This window comes from Streptomyces sp. NPDC005774 (genome assembly GCF_042871645.1).
Classification (GTDB): Bacteria; Actinomycetota; Actinomycetes; order Streptomycetales; family Streptomycetaceae; genus Streptomyces; species Streptomyces pratens.
Genome location: NZ_JBIAIV010000042.1, coordinates 1 through 21,397, shown reverse-complemented (window position 1 = coordinate 21,397; position 21,397 = coordinate 1). Strand labels below are relative to the sequence as shown.

Sequence of the window (21,397 nt, the reverse complement as noted above, 5' to 3'; positions counted from 1 at the left end):
CGACACCGCAGGCCCGCTTCGGCGCGGTACGGATCGTTCGGGCCCCCGGTCCACAGTCGTGAACAACGCTTCCTGAGAAGCGGGCGGCCTCCGGTGCGCCTCCTCCGGCCGGAAGCGACGTGGAACCCGCACAGCCGTCGGTCTCCCAGCCGGCTTCCGCTTCTGCGAACGGCCAGTCCTCCGAGAAAGTCGCGCTGGTCTGTCAGCACTCCGGAGAGGAGCGACAGCGCGACATGGCCGCCGGGCTCGACGACATGGTCCGCGCCGAGCATGCGCAGCGCGCCGACGGCGCTCTGCGGATCAAGATGTCACGGCATGCTCGGCGGAGTTCTCCTGGTCCTGCCGACTGCCCGGCCGCGGCGCGTCGGCGGGTGCCGGGGCCCAGGGGGGCCGAAGGCCGCCTCCGCCCCGGGGGCGTGTCCTCGCCTCCCGAGTCGTGCGCACGGCGCGGGCCCGGCGGCGTCCGGAACGGCCGGAGGCCGGCCGTTCCGGACGGAGGAAGCGTCGGGAGCGGTCGTCCTACGCCGGGAGGAGCGCCAGCGCCTCCACCTCCAGGAGCAGTTCGGGCCGGAAGAGGGCGGCCACCTGGACTGCGGTACTCGCAGGTGGCCGCTCGATGTCGATGTACTGGTCCCGCGCCTCCCGCACGGCGGGCAGGAAGGCCACGTCGGTCACGTAGTAGGTGAATTTGACGACGTTGCCGAAGTCGGCGCCGGCCGAGGCGAGGCAACGGCGGAGGTTCTCGAAGACCTGCCGGGCCTGCGCGGCGGGATCACCTTCCCCGACCAGCTTGCCGTCCGCGTCGAACGCGACCTGCCCCGACACGGCGACCAGCCGGCCGGTCCCCGTGACCACGTGGGTGTACCCCGTCCCGGGGGCCACGCCGTCCGGGGCGCCGATGTGGGTGAGCGGGGAGGTGTCCTGTGTGGGTTCCATGCCCGGCATTCTGGACCGCGCCCCGCCGAACCGGCCAGGAGGAACCGGGACGGTGGGGCGCCGAGGGAAGACCGACGCCCCCGGACCCTCACGTCGGTCCGCAGGCCGGTTCACTGATCGTTTCAGAATGAGTTTTTCTCGGGTCTTGTGCTCGGCGAGACTGGTCGACAGGGTATCCAGGGTGCGTGCTGATCTTGTTCCTGACGACCTGTGGGAGCGGGTGGCCCCGCTGCTGCCGCCTGCACCCGAGCGGCGCCGCCGCCACCCCGGGCGGCTGCGTGTTCCCGACCGAGTGCACCAGTTCAAACGGCTCCGCACCCGCTACGAACGACGCGCCGGTCTCCACCAGGGCCTGCTCGAACCGGCCCGCAGCCTCATATGTCTCCGCCGCCTGCGAACCTCGCCCTGAGCGATCAGTTGGCTACGCTGAACCACCCCGGCCGCACCTCGGTCAGAAGCGGTTGCAGCGACCGCACTGCGAACCGAATGTCCTCATCCGTGACGTCAAGAGGCTCCGGCAGGCTCAGCCCATACCGGCGCAGCCGCCAGAGGTCGAAGACTTCGCTCCCGTCTGCTGCGAAGTCCACATCGACCTCAGTGCCGTTGTCGCTCACGAAGCGGCACCCTGCCCCATGAACCTTGTAGGAGTAGGTGCCGATGTGATCACTCCGGCTGATCCGGCGCGAACGGGCCAGGCCGACGACGCCCGCCAGCCGCTCAAGCGAAGGGATCGCGACCCTCATGGCCTCGTCAATCGCGTTCAGAGCGTGGACGTAGCCGAGCACGAGGTCTCGTGCAGCCCCAACCCGTTCCATACGGCGTCATCCCCCTGAGCCCGTGACTCAAGGAATTGTTCCATGGGGCCGCCAGCCTCTCCGCAGGACGGCATTCTGACAACGATCAGTTAGGGCACGCGGAGGGCACGCGGAGGGCACGCCGCCCTGTAATTGGCCTAGACAACAAGCAAGGCCCAGGTTGATGACCTGGGCCTTCTTCATGGAGCGGGTGACGAGAATCGAACTCGCGTTCTCAGCTTGGGAAGCTGATGTTCTACCATTAAACTACACCCGCTTGTGATCCAGGGCGCTGGTCTCGACCGGTGTCCGGATGCTCGCCCACTGTACCCCATGCCAGGTCTCCGGTGTTTTCCGTGCCGGGGGCCTGATGGCGTTTCAGGGGTGGAAGCATGTGCGGAGGGCTGGAGTTGGGGCGTACGGTGGGGCCCCGAGTGGGGGTGTGCGGGCGGGGGTGCCGCCCGCAGGGTCGTCTCCTTGGTCCCGTAATGTGGCTTTTGTCGTCAGGGCAGGAAGCCAGATGCGGTTCTTGGGAAGGGACTCTTGGACTTGATGGAGCGCACCGTCGTCCGCTGTGCCGATGGGCACGTATTCGCCGCCACTTCGTTCCCGATGCAGCAGGCCGAGCGACTCGGCCCCGGTCGGTTGCTGCGGTGTCCGCGCTGTGCGCGGCTTCGCAGCGTCGTACCGGTGGCTTTCGAGAAGCGGTAGGGGGCAGGGCCGGGTTCGGCCCGCCGGCCGGTCGTGAGACCGAGCGGTGGGCCGGAGCGGCACACCTTGGGCGTGGGCGCGTGGGGCGGCGCGATGGTGGCCGGCCCGCGCGCCTTGCGTATCCTCGGGGAGTGCTTCTCTCAGACAAGGACATCCGGGCCGAGATCGACGCCGGGCGGGTACGGATCGATCCCTACGACGAATCCATGGTGCAGCCGTCCAGTATCGACATCCGTCTCGACCGCTTCTTCCGGGTGTTCGAGAACCACCGGTACCCGCACATCGACCCCTCCATCGAGCAGGCGGAGCTGACCCGGCTCGTCGAGCCGGAGGGGGACGAGCCTTTCATCCTTCACCCCGGTGAGTTCGTGCTGGCCAGTACGTTCGAGGTCATCTCGCTGCCCGACGATCTCGCTTCGCGGCTCGAGGGGAAGAGCTCGCTGGGGCGGCTCGGGCTCGTCACGCACTCGACCGCCGGGTTCATCGACCCCGGCTTCTCCGGGCACGTGACCCTAGAGCTGTCGAACCTCGCCACGCTGCCCATCAAGCTGTGGCCCGGTATGAAGATCGGCCAGTTGTGTCTGTTCCGGCTCAGCTCGCGCGCCGAGTCCCCGTACGGCAGTGAGCGGTACGGGTCCCGTTACCAGGGGCAGCGCGGGCCCACCGCCTCACGGTCCTTCCTCAACTTCCACCGGAGTCAGGTGTGAGCGGGCAGGTTCTCGACGCGTAGAGAGCGGCCGAGGGCAGATCAACAGGAAGGGGGCTCCCGATCGGGAGCCCCCTTCCTCGTGTGCCTCGTGTGCCTCGTGTGCTGCTCGTGGTCAGAGCGTGCCCAGCTTCACCAGGGACAGCAGGGCCAGGAGCTGGATCGCGGACGCGCCCAGGGCCTTCGGCCAGGGGAGGTCGTGGGAGCGGCTGACCATCAGGGTGAGGAGCGCGCCGCCCGCGACCCAGGTGGCCCAGCCGACGATCTGGACGAAGCCGGCGTCGCCGCTCGCGAACATCGCGAGGATCAGGCGGGGTGCGTCCGTGAGGGACATGATCAGCATGGACAGGCCGACCGTGGGCTGCCAGGCGCCGTTGCCGCCGAGCTGGCGGGCCAGGGAGTGGGTGACCACGCCCAGGATGAGGAAGCTGATCACCATGGCCACGCCCGTCATCAGGATGATGGGTATGAGGCTGGTGACAGTGGCGTCGATCGCCTCTTCACGGGCGCCCTCGAAGCCGAAGATCGCCAGCAGGCCGTAGAGGAAGGTGACGGTGAGGGCGGGACCCCACACCGTGTAGTCGCGCATCTGCAGGAAGGTCCGGTCAGGGGCGGTGACGATGCCCTTGAGCAGGTCCTTCCAGCGCAGGCGGGGGCCGACCGGGCCGGGCAGGGGGTCCGCGTCGCCGGGATACGGGTCCTCGCTGATCCGGAAGGCCTGGGTGTGGCCCGGGTTGTTGGCCGCGTACGGGTCGTGGGGGGCGTGTGGGGCGTGCGGGCCGGGAGGGTACGCGCCGCCGTCGCCGAAGTATTCGGGTTCGCCGTGGCCGCCGCCGGCACCGGGGCGGTGCTGCCCGCCGTAGCCGCCCGGACCGCCCGGACCGCCCGGACCGCCCGGTCCGTTCGGTCCGTTCGGCCCGCGGTTCATCTGCGGCCAGCCGCCGCCGGTGCCGCCGCCGTTGTTGCCGCCTCTGCCGTAGGGCGGCTGCTGGGGCGGGTACGGCTGAGGCGCCTGCGGGGAGCCGTACGACGGCCCCGGCGGCGTCTGCTGTCCGTACGGGGGTTGTTGCGGTCGCGCGTGAGGAGCGCCGTTGTTGTCCCGGCCGCGTCCGATCCTGAATCCAGCCACGTTGTCGAACGTACCTGGTCCCGGGGGGCCGCGTGCCGGGCCCGGGGTTTCGGGCCCGCCTTTGCGGCCGAGCTGTGACATCCCCTAAGGGGTCGTCAGCCCGGTACTCCGTCCTGCGGAGGGCTGGGGGCCGGTCCGGTCCTCCGCAGGACGGAGCCGGGGCCGGCCGGCGTCAGTGGGCGTCAGTCGGCGAAGCCGCCGCTGAACTCCGGCAGCTTGACGGCGTTCTTCGCCGTCGGGGTGGTGCTCGTACCGCGCAGCAGGATGCCGCGGTCCTGTGCCCCGACGCCGAGGTCGGCGCGGCCGTCGGCGTTCAGGTCGCGCAGGCGTACGGAGTTCCCGAAGAAGGTGTCGGCTTCGGCCGGTCCCAGCACCGTCTGGGGGATCGAGGAGGAGCGGGAGCCGCTGAGGCCGTCCGAGCCACCGCGGAAGAAGTGCAAGCTGCCCTGATAGGCCCGGCCGCTGACGGCCTCGTGCGGTACGCCGACGGCGAGGTCCGCGTAGCCGTCGCCGTTCGCGTCGCCGGCGGAGACGGCGTAGCCGAAGTTGTCGTCCGCCTCGGGGGAGCCGGAGACGCCGGCCGTGGCCTGGGTGAACGTGGTGGAGCCGCCGGGGCCGGAGGAGGTGCCGCGCCAGACGGTGACCGCGCCCCGGCCGTTGCTCTGGTCGGGCAGGCCGACGGCGATGTCGCCGTAGCCGTTCTTGTCGAAGTCGCCGATGGTGGCGGCCCGGGGTTCGCTGGTGAAGGTCTTGTAGGGGCCGGAGGTCAGGCCGGAGGACGCCCCTTTGAGGAACCAGACGCGGTGGAGGGGCTTGTCGCTGCCGGAGGCGAACTGGGTGCCGAGGATCACCAGGTCCGTCCGGCCGTCTTTGTCGACCTTGCCCGCGGCGAGGCCGTGCGAGTACCAGCCCCCTCCCGTCTTGTCGATCCTGCTCACGCTGCCGGTCTTGCCGGCTTTGGTGAACGGGCCGCGGTGGAGCCACGCCTCGCTGCCGCCGATCAGCGTCAGGTCGGGCGAGCCGTCGCCGTTGAAGTCGCCGGTGGCCAGGTCGCGGCCGAAGTACCCGCCCGCACCGGACTTGGGGGCGACGTTGGTGCCGCCGGACAGGCCGGACTTCGAGCCCCAGACGATGGTGACCGTGCCGCGGTACTTGGTTTTGCCGACGTGCTCGCTGGGGTTGCCGACGACGAGGTCCGCGTAGCCGTCCTTGTTGAGGTCGGCGCTCGCCAGCGTCTCGCCGAACTGGTCGTCCTCCTCGCCGGCCCCGGGGATGCCCGGGCTGTCCTGGTGGATCAGCTGGGGGCGGGTGGTGTTGAGGCCCTTCGCGGTGCCGTAGAGCACGGTGACGGTGCCGCCCTCGCGGTCGACGTCGTTGGTGCCGCCGTAGGCGAGGTCGCGGTGGCCGTCGCCGTTGAAGTCGTCGTAGTGCTTGGCGACGGCGGCGGAGGCGGGGGTGGCGAGGAGGACCGGGGTGAGGCCGGAGGCCAGGAGGGTGGCGGCCAGGGCGGCGGCGGTCTGTCTGCGCAAGGGGGTCTCCTGGGGTGGGTGGGCCGGTCGGCCGATGGGACCGGTCGGCCGGCGGGACGGGGCCGGTGCGATGGGTCGCCCGTGTTCGTCCTGGAGGGGCCACGGGTTCGCCGGGTGATCACCCGGCGAACACCGACAAGGAGACCGGCGAGGGGCGGGGAGGGTTGTACGTGGACATGGCGAAAATGGTGACGGGGGTACGTCGAGCGCGCAGAGGGTGCGCGACGGGTGCGCGACGGGTGCGGGGGCGGAGGCAGGACCGTCGGCCCGCACCACGTCGGCCCGCACCGCGCTGCTCCGTGTGCGGGGCGAACGTGGTGCGGGCCGGGTGCGGTATGGCGGGCCCTTCGGGGCCCTGTGTGCGCCCGTCGGTGGAGGGGGTGCTGCGGTTACTAGGTGTTGTTGCTCGAGCGGCCGAAGAACTCGATCTCGGCGATCGCCACCTGCTTCTTCGGGTCGGCGCCGTAGGCCGAGCGCAGGACGAAGCGCACGGCGGTCACCTCGCCGACCCGGAACTTGCGGCGCTGGCCGCCGGCTGCCTGGTCCAGGGTGATGGTGCGGGTGATCTTCTTGCCGTCGGCGAGGGTGATCTGGGCCTCGAGCCGGCGCGGGAGCGCCGACTCCTGCAGCTGTTCCGACTTGGTCGAGACGCCGGGGGTGATCACGAGGTCCAGCAGACGGGTCGGCTGGTCGAAGGTGGCCTCCAGCCACTCGCCCTCGGCGGACTGCGAGATGCCGGGACCCCACCAGGTGTTGTTGAGCTTGTCGAAGGCGAGGGCCGCGCCGTGCTCGGCGTAGGAGCGGGACGCCTTGACGCTGGACGGGCCGATCGGGGCCCGCTTGGCGAAGTGGTCGCGGGTGGCCTGGATCATCGCGCCCATGTTCACGATCAGGGCGATGACCAGTCCGATGACGACGGCGGCGACGATCCAGTTCCAGACCTGGCCGAACCCCCGGCGCAGTCGCGGGCGGTCGCCCGCCCAGGCCGACTCGCCGTTGCGGTCGCCGAACATCCGGCGCCACCAGGGCAGGCGCTCCGGGGTGTCGTCGCCGCGGGTCATCGACATGGCGCAGCGGGAGCAGTAGTGCCGCTCCGGCCGGTTGAGGGTGGAGCACCAGGGGCAGGGGATGCCGCCCTCGGCGCCTGCCTGCGGGCCGACGGCGCGGACCTGGGGGCGGTGGGCGACGGGGCGTCCGGGCAGGACCGGCGCGACGGCGGGCTCGTCCGGGGCGCGGGGCTCCGAGTCGGCGACGGGGACGAGGAGGGACCTGGCCCGCGCGGCGGCGTCGTCGTCGTGGTGGGGGTGCGGCGGCCGGGGGGAGCCCGCCGCGTGCGGCAGGGGTTCGGTGTCGCCGTCGGGGGTCGTGTTGTACGGGTCGGCCGGCCGGGGGGCGGCAGGGGTCTGGCCGTCGTCGCCCTGGCGCCCGCGGGGCTGGTCGGGCGCGGTGGTTGCTGCTGCGGCGGTTCCGGCGGCGCGGTCCGTTCCGTCGTGTCCGTACGAGGCGTGGGGCGTGGCTGTCCCCGGTGCTTCCGGTGCTTCCGGTGCCTCCGGCGCGGTGGTCCGCTCGTCGGCGTGCGTCGTCGGTGCCGACGCGGGGGTCGGTGCCGGTGCCGGGGTGGTCGTGCGGACGCCGTCGTCCGCCGCTCCCGTCCGGGGGTGCGGTATCGCGGCCTGGCCCCTGTCGTCGGTGCCGGTCGTCCGGCCGGTGGCTCCCGGCCAGTCGTCGGTGTCGCCCCTGCGGGCCGCGCGCGCGGCCCTGTTGTCGGTGCCGGGCCAGTCGTCCGCGTCGCCCCTGCGTCCGCCGGCGGCCCGTCCGGCCCCGTCGTCGGTGCCGGTCCGGCCCGTGGGGCCCGGCCGGTCGTCGGTGCCGGGGCCGTCCGTGGTGCGGGTCCGGGCGGGGGCGTCGGCCGTCGCGGCCCGTCCCGTGGGCTCGGCTCGTCCGGTGGGCTCGGTCCGTCCCGGCCGGCTGCTGTCGGCCCAGCTGAGGACCGCTCCGCAGGAGTCGCAGAAGGACTGGCCGGGTTCCGCCGGGGTGCCGCACTCGGCGCAGCTGGGGGCGGCCCGGCCGGGTCCGGAGGTCTGGCTGGTCATCTGTCGGTGGTCCTTTCGGCAGCGGTCGCGGCGGTTACCTTGACCGTGTACGGCATGTGGGCGGGGCGGGCGGCCGCGACCAGGGCGTCCAGCCGGTATTCGTCGGCGGAGGTCGGGTCGGGCAGCGGCAGCGAGACGTGCAGGTGCGGGCGGCGGTCGCCGGGGACCGGTCCGAGCGGCCGGGCGTGCCATTCGGCGGCGCCGCTCTCGGTGATCTGCGGCGTCACGCCGAACACCAGGCGAACGGCCTCGGACAGGCCGCGCCGGGTGCCCCGTACCCGGTGCAGATACGTGGCGGCGGCGACGGCGGCACGCAGCCGGCGTTCTCCCTCGGCGCCACCGGCCGCGGCGCCGCCGGTCCCGGTGCCGAGAGCAATGCCGCCGTCGGTTTCGATGCCGTCGGTCTCGGCGCCGACCCAGTCGGCCAGCCAGCGGGTGAAGTCGACCGGGGCGAGCGCGGGGTCGAAGTAGGAGTCCAGGTTGTCGAGGACGACGAGGAAGGGCGCGAGGACCTCGTCGAGCCCGGCGACGAAGCGCTGCGCCAGATCGTCGTCGGCGAAGATCGCGGGCAGCATCGCGCCGATCGGCGCGGAGGAGGCGAGCCCGTCGACGGAGCCCCTCATGCGCCGTCCCCGATCACGCGGATCCGGTGGTCGAAGGAGAACACGAGGGACGGGGCGGAGAGGTCGATCCGGTCCGTGGCCTCGCCGCGCTTGCCGGTGATCGGGTCGGCGGGGTGCAGCAGGACCTGGTCGACGAGTTCCACGCCGGGCACGCGTTGGAGCACCGCGAAGATCTCCCCGGCCTGTACGGGCCGGCCGAAGGGCCAGCCGGTGCCGTCGGTGCCGCCGGTGAGCGGGTCGAGGTGGCGGTAGAGGGCGTCGTGGGCCTGGCGGCGGACCCGGTCGGTGTCGGTGCCGCGGAAGGCGTGCACGGTGGCGACGACGGTGACGCCCTGGTAGAAGGGCGGGCCGACGGCGAGGCGGGTGCCGATCAGCCGGCGTTCGTCGAGGTAGCGGGTGATGCGGGAGAGCAGCGCGTCGCCGGGGACGAGCTGTTCGAAGCGCAGGCGTCCGCCGGGGTCCGCCACGGCCTGGGGGACGACCAGGACCCGTACCGCGTAGGCGCCGTGCTCGCTCTCCTCGCCCTCCAGGCAGGTGATGCGGGCGGTGTCGGGGGCGGCGCGGCGGGCGAGTTCCTCGTAGTCGCGCAGGGTGACCGCGCGTTCCTGGGCGCGCAGGGTGATGGGTGCCCGGGTCTTGGCCTCGTCCACGGTCTCGCCGTCGACGCCGCCGCGCGCGGCCTCCCGGTTGACGACCTCGGAGACGTACGGCACGGAGCGGCGCAGGACGCGGACGGCGCCGCGGGCGACGTTGCCGGCCCTGCCCCCGCCGGTGCGGTAGCGGAGGGCGCGGATGACGGCGCCCTTCGGGGGGACGGCGCCGTACTGGCGCAGGGTGCCGTCGGGTTCGCGTACCGCGGGGCCGAAGGCGATCTCGCCGGTCGCGGCGTCCAGGGTGATGTGCCGGTCGCGCGGGCGGGAGGCGGCGAAGTGGGCGACGACGTCCCAGTCGGTCCAGCCGTCGTGTTCGGCGGTCTGCAGCAGGACGGGCGGGGTGTCGCCGACGACGGGGGCGTGGGCGAGGCGCAGCCGCTGGCCGGGCAGGCCGGTGGACTCGCCGAGCGCCTCGTCGTGCACGGTCTCGGCGTGCACGGCGCCGGTGGTGCCGCCGAGGGTGTACACCTCGGCGGAGCGCACGGACGGGGAGGTGGTGTAGAAGGGCTGGCCGGCGAGGGGTTCGGTGACCCGGCAGCGCAGCCAGCCGCCCTCGTGCCCGCCGTTGCGGGAGAGCACGTGTCCGCCGGGGACGTGCAGGACGACCTCGCCGGGCCGGTTGAGGCCGCCGGTGACGTCGCGGTCGATCTCGCACTCCGTCCAGCCGTCCTCGGTCCACGCTTCCCACACCAGCGGGGGCTGGCGCGGGTCGACGCCGACGCCGTCGACGCGGCTGTCGAGTTCGAGGGCGACGGCGCAGTGCGGGACGGCGGCGCTCAGGCCGAACAGCATGCAGTCGCCGGGGCGGGGGGCCTCGGCGAAGCAGAGGACGTCCTTGCCCTCGGTCAGGTCGTCGGTGCGGTCGGCGACCGGCGCGCCCTGGTTCTGCACGGCCAGCCGGCGCAACGAGGAGGGGACGACGGTGAGTTCGCGTTCGGTGGCGAAGACCACGGCCTCGTCGCGCTCGGTGCGGGTGGTGGCCACCTCGGTCCCCTCGGGCAGTACCACCGGTTCGTCCTGCGGCGCGGACAGCCAGAAGGTGACGTCGGTGCGGGCGGCCGTCGGGGGGAAGAGGGTGATGCCGACGAGGTCGAGGAAGGCCAGGTGGTTCTTCTCGGGCACCCGGTTGAGGCGGTACACGATCTGGTCCGCCATGTGCGCGACCGCCTCCACCAGCGTGACTCCGGGGTCGGAGACGTTGTGGTCGGTCCACTCCGGGGCGCGCTGCTGGATGTAGCGCTTGGCGTCGTCGACGAACTGCTGGAAACGGCGGTCGTCCAGATGGGGGGAGGGCAGGGCCATCAGCGGTCGCTTTCGGGGAGGGGGCCGCCCGACTCGCCCGCACCGGCCGTGCCTGCCGTGCCGGGCTCGTCGTGGGAGGGGATGACGTAGAACGGGAAGACGAGGCTGCGCGGGTTGTTGGTGCCGCGGACGGAGTAGCGGACGTCGATGTGCAGGACGCCCTCGCCGGGGCCGGCGGTGACCTCCACGTCCTCGACCTCGATGCGGGGCTCCCAGCGGTCGAGGCTCGCGTACACCTCGTGCTGGATGCGGCCGGCGGTGGCCTCGTTGACGGGGGCGAACACCATGTCGTGGATGGCGCAGCCGAACTCCGGGCGCATCGGCCGCTCGCCGGGCGCGGTGGCCAGCACCAGCCGGATGGCCTCCTCGATCTCCTTCTCGCCGCTGACCAGGGCGATGCCCCCGGTGGGTCCGATGCGCAGGGGGAACGCCCAGCCGGATCCGACGAATTGCTCGGCCATCAGATCACCGGCTTTCCGTTGGCGGTGAGGATGCCCATGATCGGAACGGTGGCGGCCCGGATGCCCACGCTGGCCACCGCGTTGATCTGCACGCTCGCCATCGCGGACAGGCTGGCCGTGCCCATGGCCTTCAGGGAGAGCGCGCCCTTGGCGTCGACGTTGACGGCGCCGATGGACGAGCTGAGGCTGACCGCGCCGCGGCCCTCCAGGGTGAGCCGGCCGCCGCTCTTGATGGTCACCGACCGTTTGCCGTTCAAGGTGAGGTCGGTGCCCGCCTCGACGGACACCGAGCGGCTGCCCTTGATGACGACGGTGCCCTTGCTGTCGACGGTGATCTCCGTCTTCGTACGGTCCAGGTTGATGATCAGCTTGTCGTCGCCGGAGGCCACGCGGACGCCCTGCTTGCGGGCGCCGGTGGTCTGGCTGAGCAGGTCGACGCGGTTGGCCTCGCGGTCGGACAGGGTGTGCCGGATCGCCCGCCGCTTCACGGTGTCGTGCAGCGGCACGTCCCGGACGGGGGACGGCTTGTCCACGCCGTTGTAGAGCCCGCCGACGACGAACGGATGGTCGAGGGCGCCCCGGTCGAACGCCACCAGCACCTCGTCGCCCACGTCGAGCGGGAAGATGCCGCCGCCGCGCTTGCCGCCCAACTGCACGGTGCGGGTCCAGTCGGAGACGTAGGTGTCGTCCAGCCACGGGAACTTCAGCTTGACCCTGCCCTGCTTGAGCGGGTCCTGTACGTCGGTGACCAGCGCGTTGGCGACACCGGGCAGGCGGGGCGCGGCCGCGCCGGTGCCTGAGCCGCCGGAGGTGAGGCCGAACAGGGAGCGCCACTGACGGCCGCTGACGGTGATCCAGGTCTCGTAGTGCTTGCCGTCGCCGAACACGTGCCGGGCGGACGTCACCGTGTACTTGCCCTCGAAGGGGGCGCCGACGTCGGTGAGGGTGACGGGGACGCCGGGACGCAGCTTGGGATTGCCGCGCACGACGACCTCCAGCTCGGCGAAGGACGAGGTCACGTCGTCGGCGAGGGAGTCGGCGGCGAACTTCACCTCGTTCTGCCGGTCGTAGGGCTTCTCCGTCTCCACGAGGGTGACGATCCCGAACGCCGAGGCGGCCTTCTGGGGGGTGGTGCCGATGGAGATGCCGGGGTTGGCGGTGGTGGGTGCCGTCGCGGTCAGTTCCTTCTTCGCGACGACGTCCCAGCCGCGCGCCTCGACGCGGCCGTACTGGTCGGCGGCGGTCACCGCGGCCCTGCAGCGCAGCACGTCGGTGCCGGCCTGGAGGACGAACGGGCTCTTCTCGCCCGGGGTGCTGGTGGGGGGCGCGCCGGAGGCGGGATCGGGGCTGACGAACCGCAACTTCCCCTTGGGGTCCACGGACATCACCATTTCGTTCTCGTCGGCGAGCCGGGACAGGAAGTCCCAGTCGGTGACGTTGGCCTGGCTGATGAACTCGTAGACCGTCCTGGTCGACTGCACCTCGCCGACGGCGACGCCGTCCTGGCCGGCCAGGGTGCGGGCGATGTCCGACGCCGTCTGGTTGCGGTAGGCGGCGACCCGGCGGCGGCGCATCATGCGGTGGCCGCGGTCGTAGCCGCGGATCACGGTGAAGGTGCCGGTGCCGTCGTAGTCGGTCTCCATGCCGGTGACCTCGCCGGTCAGCAGCGGGTCGCCGGCGCCCTTGCCGTGGGCGACGGGGGAGATCACCACCTTGGTGCCGAACTTGATGCCCAGTTTGCCGAGCACCAGCCCGTGCGCGTCCCGGAACGTGACCCGGAAGGCGCCCGGCACCCCGGCCCCCAGGTCGACCCAGCCGCCGACGAGCAGCGGGGCGAAGTAGGGCGGCACCGGCTTGCCGTCGAACGTGACGTCGACGATGTTGGAGAAGGAGGGCTTGACCATCAGAACACGACCTCCCCGGCCGCCGGAAGGATCAGTTCGGTGCCGTTGGGCAGTCGGGACGGGTCGTCGATGTCGTTGACCTCGGCGATCGTGCGCCAGGCCGAGGCGTCCCCGTACTCCCGCCAGGCCAGCGACTGCAGCGTGTCGCCCGCCACGACCCGGTGCACGCGCCGCGCGGTGAGCGCGCCCGAGGTCGGGTTCTGGCCCTTGGTCTGGCTGGGGATCTCGTTCAGTTCCACCTGGCAGGCCGCACGGATCGGCACGCCCGTCGTCCCGAACAGCGTGTAGTTCGCCCCCACACTGCTGATGTACGCGGTGAACCGTGCCGTGGAGAACGACCCCCACTCGAACACCACCCACGGCGTGGACGGCTGGTCCGCCGCGATGCTCTTGCTGGTCACCTCGCAGCAGGAGAACAACGCCTCGACCTTCTTCAGCACACTGTTGTCGCCGGGGTCACCGGAGGAGTCCAGGAAGATCTCCATCGTCAGGTTCCGGCCCTCGGCCCCCATGAACTCGGGCAGCGGGCCGTCGCGCAGGGCGGCGGACGGCGTGCTCTTCCACTGGGCGCGACGGGTGAGGGTCAGCTGCGCCGGGTTGAAGTCGAAGTCGAAGGTCCTGATCAGACCGCCCGGGGTGGTGCTGTCGCCGATCGGGGGCTCGTGGATGGCCAGCGTGGCCCGCACCAGGCTCTTGCCTGCGCCGCCCTTGGAGCCCTTGCCTCCCTTGGCTGCCATGGTCCTTCGTCTCCGTCCTCGGTGCTGGTGCTGGTGCTGGTGCTGGTACTGGTACTGGTACTTCGTACGCGGTACGCGGTACGCGGTACGCGGTACGCGGTGCTTGGTGTGCGGTGGTGCGGTGGTGCGGGGCGGTGTGGTGGTCCGTCCGTGGAGTCCGCCCGGTCCGTGGCTCCGGTCCCGCTCAGTCCGTGAATCCGTGGTGCGCGATCTCCAGGACCTCCGTGGCCACGCCCGGGCTCGCGGGGTCCAGGGAGGGGCCCTGCCAGCTGACCGGCAGTACGTCGATCAGCCCCCAGCGCGCCACCTCCGAACCGTCCGCGCGCAGCGCCGAGATCTGGGCGGTGGGGCGGGTGACGCCGGTGGTCACGGACGAGATCCAGGCGGCGACCTTCGAGGTCTCCGGGGTCAGCGGGCGGGTCAGCCGGATGGTGGAGAAGGTGACCCGGGTCGGCAACTGCCACACGAACCCGTTGTTGCCGCCCTCCTGGTGCTGCTCGATCTCCACCGTCGACGCCAGGCCCTCACATCCGTTGAACGCGCCGAGGCTCTGCCCGTCGATGGTGAGGGTGAAGAAGATGGTGGATCCCGGGTCGAGATCGCTGGGCATCGGAGGGCCTTTCGGGGGCGGGTGGTGGGTCTCGGTGGGCAGGCGCGAGGCCGGAAGCGGGTCAGGCGCGGGTCAGGTGCGGGGGTCGCGGAGCCTGCCGATACGTTCCCGGTCCATCCGCAGTTCGGTGCGCAGGAGGCGGGTGAGCGGGCCGATCAGACGATGCGTCAGCTCGTCGAGCTGCCCGTCGGTCAGGGTCCGAGGGTCGAAGGACTGCGCGGAGTGCGACCCTCCTCCGCCGGGATGCGGGTCGCGGCGGCTGTACGGCGGGGGCGGCTCCGGGGTGTACGGCGGCGGGGGCGGCCCGGGGGTGTACGGCGGTGGGGGCCCAGGGGTGTTCGTCGGTGGCGAGCCGGGGGTGTTCGTCGATGGCGAGCCGGTGAACTTCTTCCAGAGCGACTTGAGCGCGGTGGGCACGGCGCGCTGGACGGGGACCGGCAAGTCGGGAAGCGCCGGGGCGGCGGGGGCGTGCAACCGGGCCACGGAGGGGGCGGCCGTCGTGGACGGGCCCGCCGTGGTCGCCCGCTGCACGGGCGGCGCGGAGGAAACGGCGGGGGCCGGGAGGGCGGGGGCGTAAGCGGCGGGTGCGCGGAGCGGGACCGGGGCGGGTGAGGCGGGCGCCGCGGACGAGGGAATCGAGGGCATGAACATGGGGCTCTTCACCGGGCTCTGTGAGGCGGTGCGTTGGACGGGGACGGCGCCCTGTGCCCCGGGCAGCGCGGATTGCCCGGGTGCGGGTGCGGGTGCGGGTGCGGACAGCGGCGACGCGGGTGACGGCGTCGGGGACTTGGCGGAGGGCGTGGACGCGAGCGCGCCCGGAGAACTCTCGGGGACGGAGCTGGACGCAGGAGCAGGAGCAGGAGCAGGTACAGGTGCGGGCGTAGGCGTAGGCGTGGTGCGGCGTTGGAGGGGAGCGCCGAGACCGGGCCGTGCGGGGGCGGAGGGAGCCTTGACCTGCGGGACGGAGAGCGCGGGGCGATGCCGTGCGGGCGCGGAGCCGGCCGGGCGGGCGGGCTCCGTTGAGCCGGGCAGGGCGAGACGCTGCACGGGCGCGTCCGTTTCGGCGCGGGGTACGGGAAGGGTGCTGGGGACGGGTGCGGGCGGCGCGCTCCTGTTGCCGACGGAACCGACGGAACCGACGGAGCCGGTGGACTTGGAGAACTCGGTCGGCCGGGCGGAACCGGAGCGCTGGACCACGGGTGCGGTGGGCGTGGCCAGGGGGATGGACGGACCGGGCGGCTTGGGCCGGGGCGCCGCGAGCCGCTGGATGGGGGGCCCGACGGGAGTGGCGGCGGAGGCCGGGGCGACGGACGCCGGGGCGGAAGCGGTGCGGCTCGGCTTCGGCACGGGGACGGAGGTGGAACCGAGCGGCGGCAGCGCGGCACGCCCCGCGCCCTCCGCTGACGCCCCGGGGCCGGGACGGCGCTGGACGGCAGGGGGTGCGGATATGCCGGGGAGAGCGCGGCTGCCGGGCATGGCGGGGGTGTCGCCGAGGGCGGCGACGGGGAGCGCGGGGGCGGTCGGGGTCGTTGTCCCAGGGCTCGTACGGCGCCGGATGGCGGGGGCGGTGGCTCCGGGGGCGGCCGTTGTGGGCGTCGGAGCGGGGGTGGGGGTGGCCGGGATCGTCGCTCCGGAGCCCGTGTGGCGCTGCACGGTCGGAGCGGTGGCTCCGGGAGCGGCCGTTGCGGGTGCCGGAGTGGTGGCCGGGGCACCGGACGGTGATGCGATGTGCGTGTTCCGGGCCCGCTGGGCGGGGCTCACCTCGGCGGCCGCGGCGACGGACGGGGAGGAACCGGGCGTGGCCGTGGCCCCGGGGGATACGGGGACGGTCGTGTCCCGGCGCGCCGGTGACGACGACGGGACACGCCGGATCGGCGCGGCGGGTGCCGTGGCACCGGGCCGGGCGAGGCGCTGCACGGCAGGCACGGGGCCGGTGGTCGGCGCGGACGCGCCGTGAGCGGGCGTGGGTGTGCTGCCGCGGGCGCTCCCAGGAGGGCCGGCCGACGGTCCGGTGGGGGTGGCCGGTGCGCGCTGCACCACCGACGCTCCGGACGACGTGACCGGCGTCCCCGAAGGGCCGGCCGAAGGCGCCGCCGAGGGCATGGCTGCCGGGCTCACGGCACCGGACGCGGGAGGCGCGACGGAAGGCGTACCGGAAGAGAGCGCGGAAGGCACGAGGGAAGGCGCAACGGAAGGCACCGAAGCGGGAGTCGCAGTACCGCCACCGCCACCGCCACCGTCGTCCGCCGGGCCGGGGCCGGGCCGTCCGGGTCCTGGGCCGCCCGACGGCCCGGAGGCGTCGGGCTGCCGCGTGCTCGTGGCACCGCCGCCGGACCGGGCCGCCCGTCGCTGCACGGCGGGCGCGGTCTGTCGCAGCGGTACGGCGGCGGGTGCGGGGCGGAGCCTCGGTGCCATCGGCGACAGCGCGGACGGTACGGCGGGAGCCAGCGCGCGGGCCGGGGCCAGGGACCGCACCACGGGAGGCGCCGGGGTGGCGGGCGCCGGGGAGGAAACCGCTCGTGCCGGTGCCTGCTCCCCCGCGGCTCCCTCGGTGTTCCCGCGCGGTACGGACACCGGCGCCGGGTCGGGGCCGGGCGTACCGGACGCCGGTCGCGCGGACGTGACGGACCGTTGGACCGCAGGATCCTGCCCGCCGGGGCGGCCGGCGCCCTCGATGCCCCGAGGAACCTCCACCCCGGCCCGCGTACCGGAGGCCGTACCCGTACGGGATTCCGTAGCGGTACCCGTACCGGAGGCCGTACCCGTGCCGGAGTCCGTACCGGCCCGACTACCGGCGGCCTGCGTACCCGTACCGGGCCGCACGGCCGCGCGCTGTACGGGGGCCGGGGCCGGGGCGTTCGTGAGCGGGGCGGAACCCGGGGGCGGGGCCGTCACAGGCGCGCCGAGCAGCGGCCGGCGACGTGCGCCGGCGGGAGCGGTCCCCCCGGCGGCCGGGGCGGGGGAGGACGGCGGGGTGACCGCGGGAGCCGGTGAGGCGGCCGGGCGTGTACCGGAGCCGCCCCTGCCTTTGCCCCTGGCGACCGGCAGGGCACGCCGTTGGAGGGGTGCTGTCGTGGCCGTCGTCCGGGTCAGTGTTGCGGGCCGGTGGGCCGGGGCGTGGACGGGGGTGACCGAGGGGCCCGAGGGCCGGGTGACGGTGAGGGGCGCTGCCGCGCGCTGCACCGGCGGCACCTCCGTGCCGTCGCCCGAGTGCCCGGTGCTGTGCCCGGTGCTGTGCCCGGTTCTGTGCTCGCCGGGCTCCGGGTGCGTTGTCCGGGGAGCGGCGACCGGCATGGAGAGCGAGGGCAGTTCGAGTCCCGGTGAGGGCTCGGCCGAGGTGGCGAGGACTCCTTGGACCAGCCCGCCGGGCGCGCCGTCGAGCACGGCGTGGGAGAGCGTGCCCATGAAGGCCGGGTTCTGCCAGGTGCTCAGCCGGCCACCGAACCCGGAGTCGGCGACGGGCCACGAGGGCCGGGCGGTGGCCCGCTGGATCGGCGGCAGTCCGGGCCAGCCGGCGGTCCGCACCACGGACGCGCCGCCGCCGTTGTCACCGGCGTCGGCGGATCCCGCGGACGCGAAGGACGCACCCGGAGACGCCCCGGGGGGCTCCTGCGCAGCACTCGTGGCCGGGGACGGCGTGGACGTGTCGGCCGCGCTGGATGCGCCGGCCCCGCCCCGCCTCCCCGGCGCGTTCCGCAACCGGTCGAGGAATCCCATGCCGTGTCAGCCCTCCGCCGTGGCGCGGGTGACGAGCGAGGTGATCTGCTCCGTGTACCGGCGGCGGTCGCCGTGTTCGAGGTCCAGGATGTTCTCCAGGCTCCAGTGGAAGTGGTAGGCGATGTACGCGATCTCCTCGTGCAGCCGGTCGGTCGCGTACGTCACGATTCCCCCAGGCGGCTCCCGCCGAGTTCGACCTCGAACGGCTGCTCGCAGTGGGGACAGGTCACGCCGGCCCGGGTGTGGCCCTCGGCGTTGACCTGCCGGTAGAAGTCCTGGAGGAACGCCAGGTCGGAGGCGAACATGTTCTCCACCACCCCGTCGTGCACCATCGGCAGCGTGCCCAGCCGGGTGATCACCCGGCCGAGCAGGACCACCGACAGGTAGGCGGGGTTCTCCTGCACCCGGACGTCGCGCAGCGGGATCAGCTCGTCCCGGGCGGTCGCGAGCCGCATCACACCGTGCCGGTGCACGGTTCCGGAGTCGTCGACGTACCCGCGCGGCAGTTCGAACGGGAACTCGGTGCGCAGCACCTGACCGGCCGGGGCCGCTTCCGCGGGCGGCGTGGGCAGGGTGGTCTGCTCCGGTTGTGTCGGGCTCTCCGCGACGGCGACGGGCCCCTGGTCGGTTCCGGTTCCGGGACCGGAACCGGCCGGGACGGATCCCGGCCGGGCAGTGGTACGGCGCATTACTCGATGACCAGTTCTTCGAACGTGATGGTCACGGTCTCGGACAGGGCGGAGGCCTCACCGGCCTTCACCGTGCTGGTGTCGATCTTGCTGCACCACGCGTTGCGCATGTTGTACCGCTTGACCGGGTTGTTCTGGTAGTCCATCACCATGATGGTGGCGTTCTTGCGGGCCGTGGCCATCGCGCCGTTGACCGACTCGTTGATCCACTGGTTGAACGCCGCGGACTGGGTCATGCCGCGGACGACCGTGCAGGTGCCGGCCTTCTTCACACCCGGCATCTTCTTGGTGACGGGCTTGCCCTGGGCCGAGACCTGCTGGTACTCGATGACGTCCTGCTCGAGGCTGAGGCCGCTGACCTCGGCGAGGTACTCGACCATCACACCGTCGATCTGGAGGCCGAAATTGTGTGACGTAAGGGCGTCACCCGGCTGCAGACTCATTTATCTTTCTTTCCTTCTGACCTTGAGCGGCCCGCCCGCGGCGCGAGCCGGGGGCGGGACCGGGGGATGGGAGGGCGGAGAACGCGGGGGAAACCTCCCCCTACTCCTCCAGCTCCCCGCTTCCGCTGGAGAACTGGGCCAAGCGGAAGATCACGAACTCGGCCGGCTTGACCGGCGCGATGCCGATCTCGCAGATGACCCGGCCGAGGTCGACCGACTCCTGCGGGTTGGTCTCCTCGTCACACTTGACGTAGTACGCCTCCTCCGGCCGGGCGCCGAAGAGGGCGCCCGAGCGCCACTCGTTGACGAGGAAGGCGGAGACGTTGCGCCGGATCCTGGCCCACAGCTGGTGGTCGTTGGGCTCGAACACCACCCACTGGGTGCCGATCAGGATCGACTCCTCCAGGTAGTTGAAGTACCGGCGGACGTTCAGGTAGCGCCAGGCCGGGTCCGAGGACATGGTGCGGGCACCCCAGACGCGGATGCCGCGGCCGGGGAAGGCGCGGATGCAGTTGACGCCGACCGGGTTGAGCAGGTCCTGCTCGCCGCGGGTGATCTGGATCTCCAGGTCGACGGCGCCGCGCACCACCTCGTTGGCGGGCGCCTTGTGCACACCGCGCTCGAAGTCGTTGCGGGCCCAGATGCCGGCGATGTGGCCGCTCGGCGGGACGGTCCTGGTCTGGCCGCTCGCCGGGTCGAAGACCTTGACCCACGGGTAGTAGAGGGCGGCGTACTTGGAGTCGTAGCCGGCGGTCTCCTGGCGCCACACGCGGATGTCGCGGGCGTTCATGTTGGGCGGCGGGTCGATGACGGCGACCCGGTCGCCCATCAGCTCGCAGTGCGCGATCAGGCCGAGCTGGACGGCCTTGACGGCCTCCAGGTCGATGGCACCGCGCTGGTAGGCGGCCATCAGGTCGGGAACGGCGACCATGGAGATCTCGTCCACGGCCTCGAGGCCGCCGAAGCCGGTACGGTCCGCCGAGTCGCCGAGGTACTGGGCCGGGCCGGGGTGGCCCCCGGTGGCGCCGGCGACGGCCGGGGCGACGGGCGCGGCGGCGGGCGCGGCGGCAGGGGCGACGAGGGCCACGGTCTGGTTCTCCGGGCGCACGAGCTGCGCGGCGGGCGTCGCCTCCTGCACGGTGATGAGCTTGGAGCGCTCCCTCACCTGCGTGACGACGTAGTTGCGGCCGCTCTTCTTGGCGGTCACGTCGAAGGACTCGACGGCCTTGCCGTCGTCCTTGACGACGAGCTTGAACCGCTCGGCGGGACCCTCGCCCTCGGGGTCGGAGACCTCGACGCTGAGGGGGCCGGAACCCGCGGCCACGGCGGTCACGGTGAACGTGCCGAGCTGCTGGGGTGCCCCGGCGGGCAGCGCGGCCGGCGCGGCCGAACCGGTCACCTCGGCGGGGGCGCCGGACGCCTCACCGGTGGCACCGCCCGCGGCACCGCCGACGCGGACCACGTAGGCGGCGCTGCCGCCGTTGTTGAAGAAGCCGTAGACGGAGTGCGCCAGGTAGTACCCGTCGGTGAACGCACCGAAGGCGGCGACGAACTGTGTCCAGTTGGTCACCAGTGTCGGCGTGTTCAGCGGACCGGATGGTGCGAGCCCGACGAAGGCCGCCACCGACGTTCCCACCCCCTCAATGGGGCGCGAGCCGCTGGCCACCTCCTCGACGTAGACGCCCGGCGACAGGTAGGACGGCATGCTCTGCTCTCCTCGGGGTACAAGTCAGGTCTACGCCCACCCTCGCGCGCGCAGCGCGTCGTACAAACGTCTGCGAGTGCCGTATGCGGGGCATTCGTGTTGCCCGGAAGGGCAACGGGGCGTCGGCGTCAGTGGCCTGCGCGGGCCTGAGGGCCTGCCCGGCAGGGGGCCTTTCCGCCCCGGCCGGGACGAAGGCGCGGGCCGGGGTGGCCCCTGCGGCGGCCAGGGCAACCACTCGGCCTCGCAGGGCACTTGACGCTGCCCCCGGGACTCCTGACGGGCCGTGCCGCAGCCCGTAGCGTCGCTGCGTGAGCCTATGGACTTCTCTTGAGCCGGCGTCGACGACGGTGGATCCCGGTGGTAGTGCGACGGTGCGGTTGCGGGTGCGCAACACCGGTGACGTGGTGGACGAGTACCGGTTCGAACCGGTGGGTGATCTTGCGCCGTGGGCGCGGGTGGAGCCGCAGTCGTTGCGGTTGTATCCGGGGACGACGGGGACGGTGGAGGTGTCGTTCGCTCCGCCGCGTACGTCGGACGCGGCGGCGGGTCCGCATCCGTATGCGGTGCGGATCACGCCGACGGAGCATCCGGAGGCGACGACCGTTCCCGAGGGGAATGTGACGGTCACGCCGTTCACGGAGGTGCGGGCGGAGTT

18 protein-coding genes, 1 tRNA gene and 2 pseudogenes are annotated in these 21,397 nt (G+C 72.8%); 4 read left to right on the top strand and 17 right to left on the bottom strand.

Annotated features, from left to right (window positions below; genetic code table 11):
• Positions 1 to 519 precede the first annotated feature (519 nt).
• Entirely contained in the window at positions 520 to 936 is a 417-nt protein-coding gene (locus ACFYQA_RS29395; RefSeq protein WP_388924054.1) for a RidA family protein, read from the bottom strand.
• 292 nt (positions 937 to 1,228) lie between these two features.
• Here ACFYQA_RS29395 and ACFYQA_RS29390 point away from each other — a divergent pair.
• Positions 1,229 to 1,345: pseudogene (locus ACFYQA_RS29390) on the top strand (IS5/IS1182 family transposase); the annotation flags it as partial.
• 4 nt (positions 1,346 to 1,349) lie between these two features.
• Here ACFYQA_RS29390 and ACFYQA_RS29385 read toward each other — a convergent pair.
• Both ACFYQA_RS29385 and ACFYQA_RS29380 read right to left on the bottom strand, forming a co-directional pair.
• Positions 1,350 to 1,721 (bottom strand): DUF6896 domain-containing protein, encoded by a 372-nt coding sequence (locus ACFYQA_RS29385; RefSeq protein ID WP_388924051.1) that lies wholly within the window; start codon positions 1,719 to 1,721, stop codon positions 1,350 to 1,352.
• A 212-nt stretch (positions 1,722 to 1,933) separates the two neighbouring features.
• Positions 1,934 to 2,007: transfer RNA gene (locus ACFYQA_RS29380), tRNA-Gly, on the bottom strand.
• Positions 2,008 to 2,572: 565 nt separating this feature from the next.
• Here ACFYQA_RS29380 and dcd point away from each other — a divergent pair.
• Positions 2,573 to 3,148, top strand: a complete 576-nt coding sequence (gene dcd / locus ACFYQA_RS29375) for a dCTP deaminase (RefSeq protein ID WP_388924048.1) — start codon at positions 2,573 to 2,575, stop codon at positions 3,146 to 3,148.
• 114 nt (positions 3,149 to 3,262) lie between these two features.
• Here the strand turns inward: dcd and ACFYQA_RS29370 are convergent, their stop codons facing one another.
• From ACFYQA_RS29370 to ACFYQA_RS29325, 10 genes are all read right to left on the bottom strand, one after another.
• Positions 3,263 to 4,357, bottom strand: coding sequence for a Yip1 family protein (locus tag ACFYQA_RS29370; RefSeq protein WP_388924045.1), 1,095 nt, complete (start codon positions 4,355 to 4,357; stop codon positions 3,263 to 3,265).
• 101 nt (positions 4,358 to 4,458) lie between these two features.
• Positions 4,459 to 5,805, bottom strand: a complete 1,347-nt coding sequence (locus ACFYQA_RS29365; RefSeq protein WP_388924043.1) for an FG-GAP and VCBS repeat-containing protein — start codon at positions 5,803 to 5,805, stop codon at positions 4,459 to 4,461.
• A gap of 392 nt (positions 5,806 to 6,197) precedes the next feature.
• Positions 6,198 to 7,898, bottom strand: coding sequence for a zinc ribbon domain-containing protein (locus ACFYQA_RS29360; RefSeq protein WP_388924040.1), 1,701 nt, complete (start codon positions 7,896 to 7,898; stop codon positions 6,198 to 6,200).
• Positions 7,895 to 8,521 (bottom strand): phage tail protein, encoded by a 627-nt coding sequence (locus tag ACFYQA_RS29355; RefSeq protein ID WP_388924037.1) that lies wholly within the window; start codon positions 8,519 to 8,521, stop codon positions 7,895 to 7,897. Before ACFYQA_RS29355 ends, ACFYQA_RS29360 begins: the two co-directional genes overlap by 4 nt.
• Positions 8,518 to 10,476, bottom strand: coding sequence for a putative baseplate assembly protein (locus tag ACFYQA_RS29350; RefSeq protein WP_388924034.1), 1,959 nt, complete (start codon positions 10,474 to 10,476; stop codon positions 8,518 to 8,520). The genes ACFYQA_RS29355 and ACFYQA_RS29350 overlap by 4 nt, the downstream gene beginning before the upstream one ends.
• Complete coding sequence (locus tag ACFYQA_RS29345; RefSeq protein WP_386393079.1) at positions 10,476 to 10,937, bottom strand: GPW/gp25 family protein; 462 nt, start codon at positions 10,935 to 10,937, stop codon at positions 10,476 to 10,478. Before ACFYQA_RS29345 ends, ACFYQA_RS29350 begins: the two co-directional genes overlap by 1 nt.
• Entirely contained in the window at positions 10,937 to 12,841 is a 1,905-nt protein-coding gene (locus tag ACFYQA_RS29340; RefSeq protein ID WP_388924030.1) for a VgrG-related protein, read from the bottom strand. The genes ACFYQA_RS29345 and ACFYQA_RS29340 overlap by 1 nt, the downstream gene beginning before the upstream one ends.
• Positions 12,841 to 13,578 (bottom strand): LysM peptidoglycan-binding domain-containing protein, encoded by a 738-nt coding sequence (locus tag ACFYQA_RS29335; RefSeq protein WP_388924027.1) that lies wholly within the window; start codon positions 13,576 to 13,578, stop codon positions 12,841 to 12,843. Before ACFYQA_RS29335 ends, ACFYQA_RS29340 begins: the two co-directional genes overlap by 1 nt.
• A gap of 184 nt (positions 13,579 to 13,762) precedes the next feature.
• A complete protein-coding gene (locus tag ACFYQA_RS29330; RefSeq protein ID WP_386393086.1) occupies positions 13,763 to 14,188 on the bottom strand; it encodes a phage tail protein in 426 nt (141 codons plus the stop codon).
• 72 nt (positions 14,189 to 14,260) lie between these two features.
• Positions 14,261 to 15,841, bottom strand: a complete 1,581-nt coding sequence (locus ACFYQA_RS29325; RefSeq protein ID WP_388924024.1) for a hypothetical protein — start codon at positions 15,839 to 15,841, stop codon at positions 14,261 to 14,263.
• Between the two features lie 10 nt (positions 15,842 to 15,851).
• Between ACFYQA_RS29325 and ACFYQA_RS29320 the strand changes: the two genes are divergently transcribed.
• On the top strand, positions 15,852 to 16,145 hold the full coding sequence (locus ACFYQA_RS29320) for a hypothetical protein (protein WP_388924021.1): 294 nt from the start codon (positions 15,852 to 15,854) through the stop codon (positions 16,143 to 16,145).
• Between the two features lie 1,766 nt (positions 16,146 to 17,911).
• On the opposite strand, the gene ACFYQA_RS29315 is transcribed toward ACFYQA_RS29320, so the two are convergent.
• From ACFYQA_RS29315 to ACFYQA_RS29300, 4 genes are all read right to left on the bottom strand, one after another.
• Positions 17,912 to 18,070: a DUF6760 family protein gene (locus ACFYQA_RS29315; protein WP_215209509.1), complete on the bottom strand. Its 159-nt coding sequence runs from the start codon at positions 18,068 to 18,070 to the stop codon at positions 17,912 to 17,914.
• Positions 18,067 to 18,594: a hypothetical protein gene (locus ACFYQA_RS29310; protein ID WP_388924018.1), complete on the bottom strand. Its 528-nt coding sequence runs from the start codon at positions 18,592 to 18,594 to the stop codon at positions 18,067 to 18,069. The genes ACFYQA_RS29315 and ACFYQA_RS29310 overlap by 4 nt, the downstream gene beginning before the upstream one ends.
• Positions 18,594 to 19,037 (bottom strand): phage tail protein, encoded by a 444-nt coding sequence (locus tag ACFYQA_RS29305; RefSeq protein WP_065004200.1) that lies wholly within the window; start codon positions 19,035 to 19,037, stop codon positions 18,594 to 18,596. The genes ACFYQA_RS29310 and ACFYQA_RS29305 overlap by 1 nt, the downstream gene beginning before the upstream one ends.
• Positions 19,038 to 19,137: 100 nt before the next feature.
• Positions 19,138 to 20,742 (bottom strand): phage tail sheath subtilisin-like domain-containing protein, encoded by a 1,605-nt coding sequence (locus ACFYQA_RS29300; RefSeq protein WP_388924013.1) that lies wholly within the window; start codon positions 20,740 to 20,742, stop codon positions 19,138 to 19,140.
• A gap of 308 nt (positions 20,743 to 21,050) precedes the next feature.
• On the opposite strand from ACFYQA_RS29300, the pseudogene ACFYQA_RS29295 reads away from it, so the two are divergent.
• Positions 21,051 to 21,397, top strand: a pseudogene (locus ACFYQA_RS29295) (hydrolase); the annotation flags it as partial.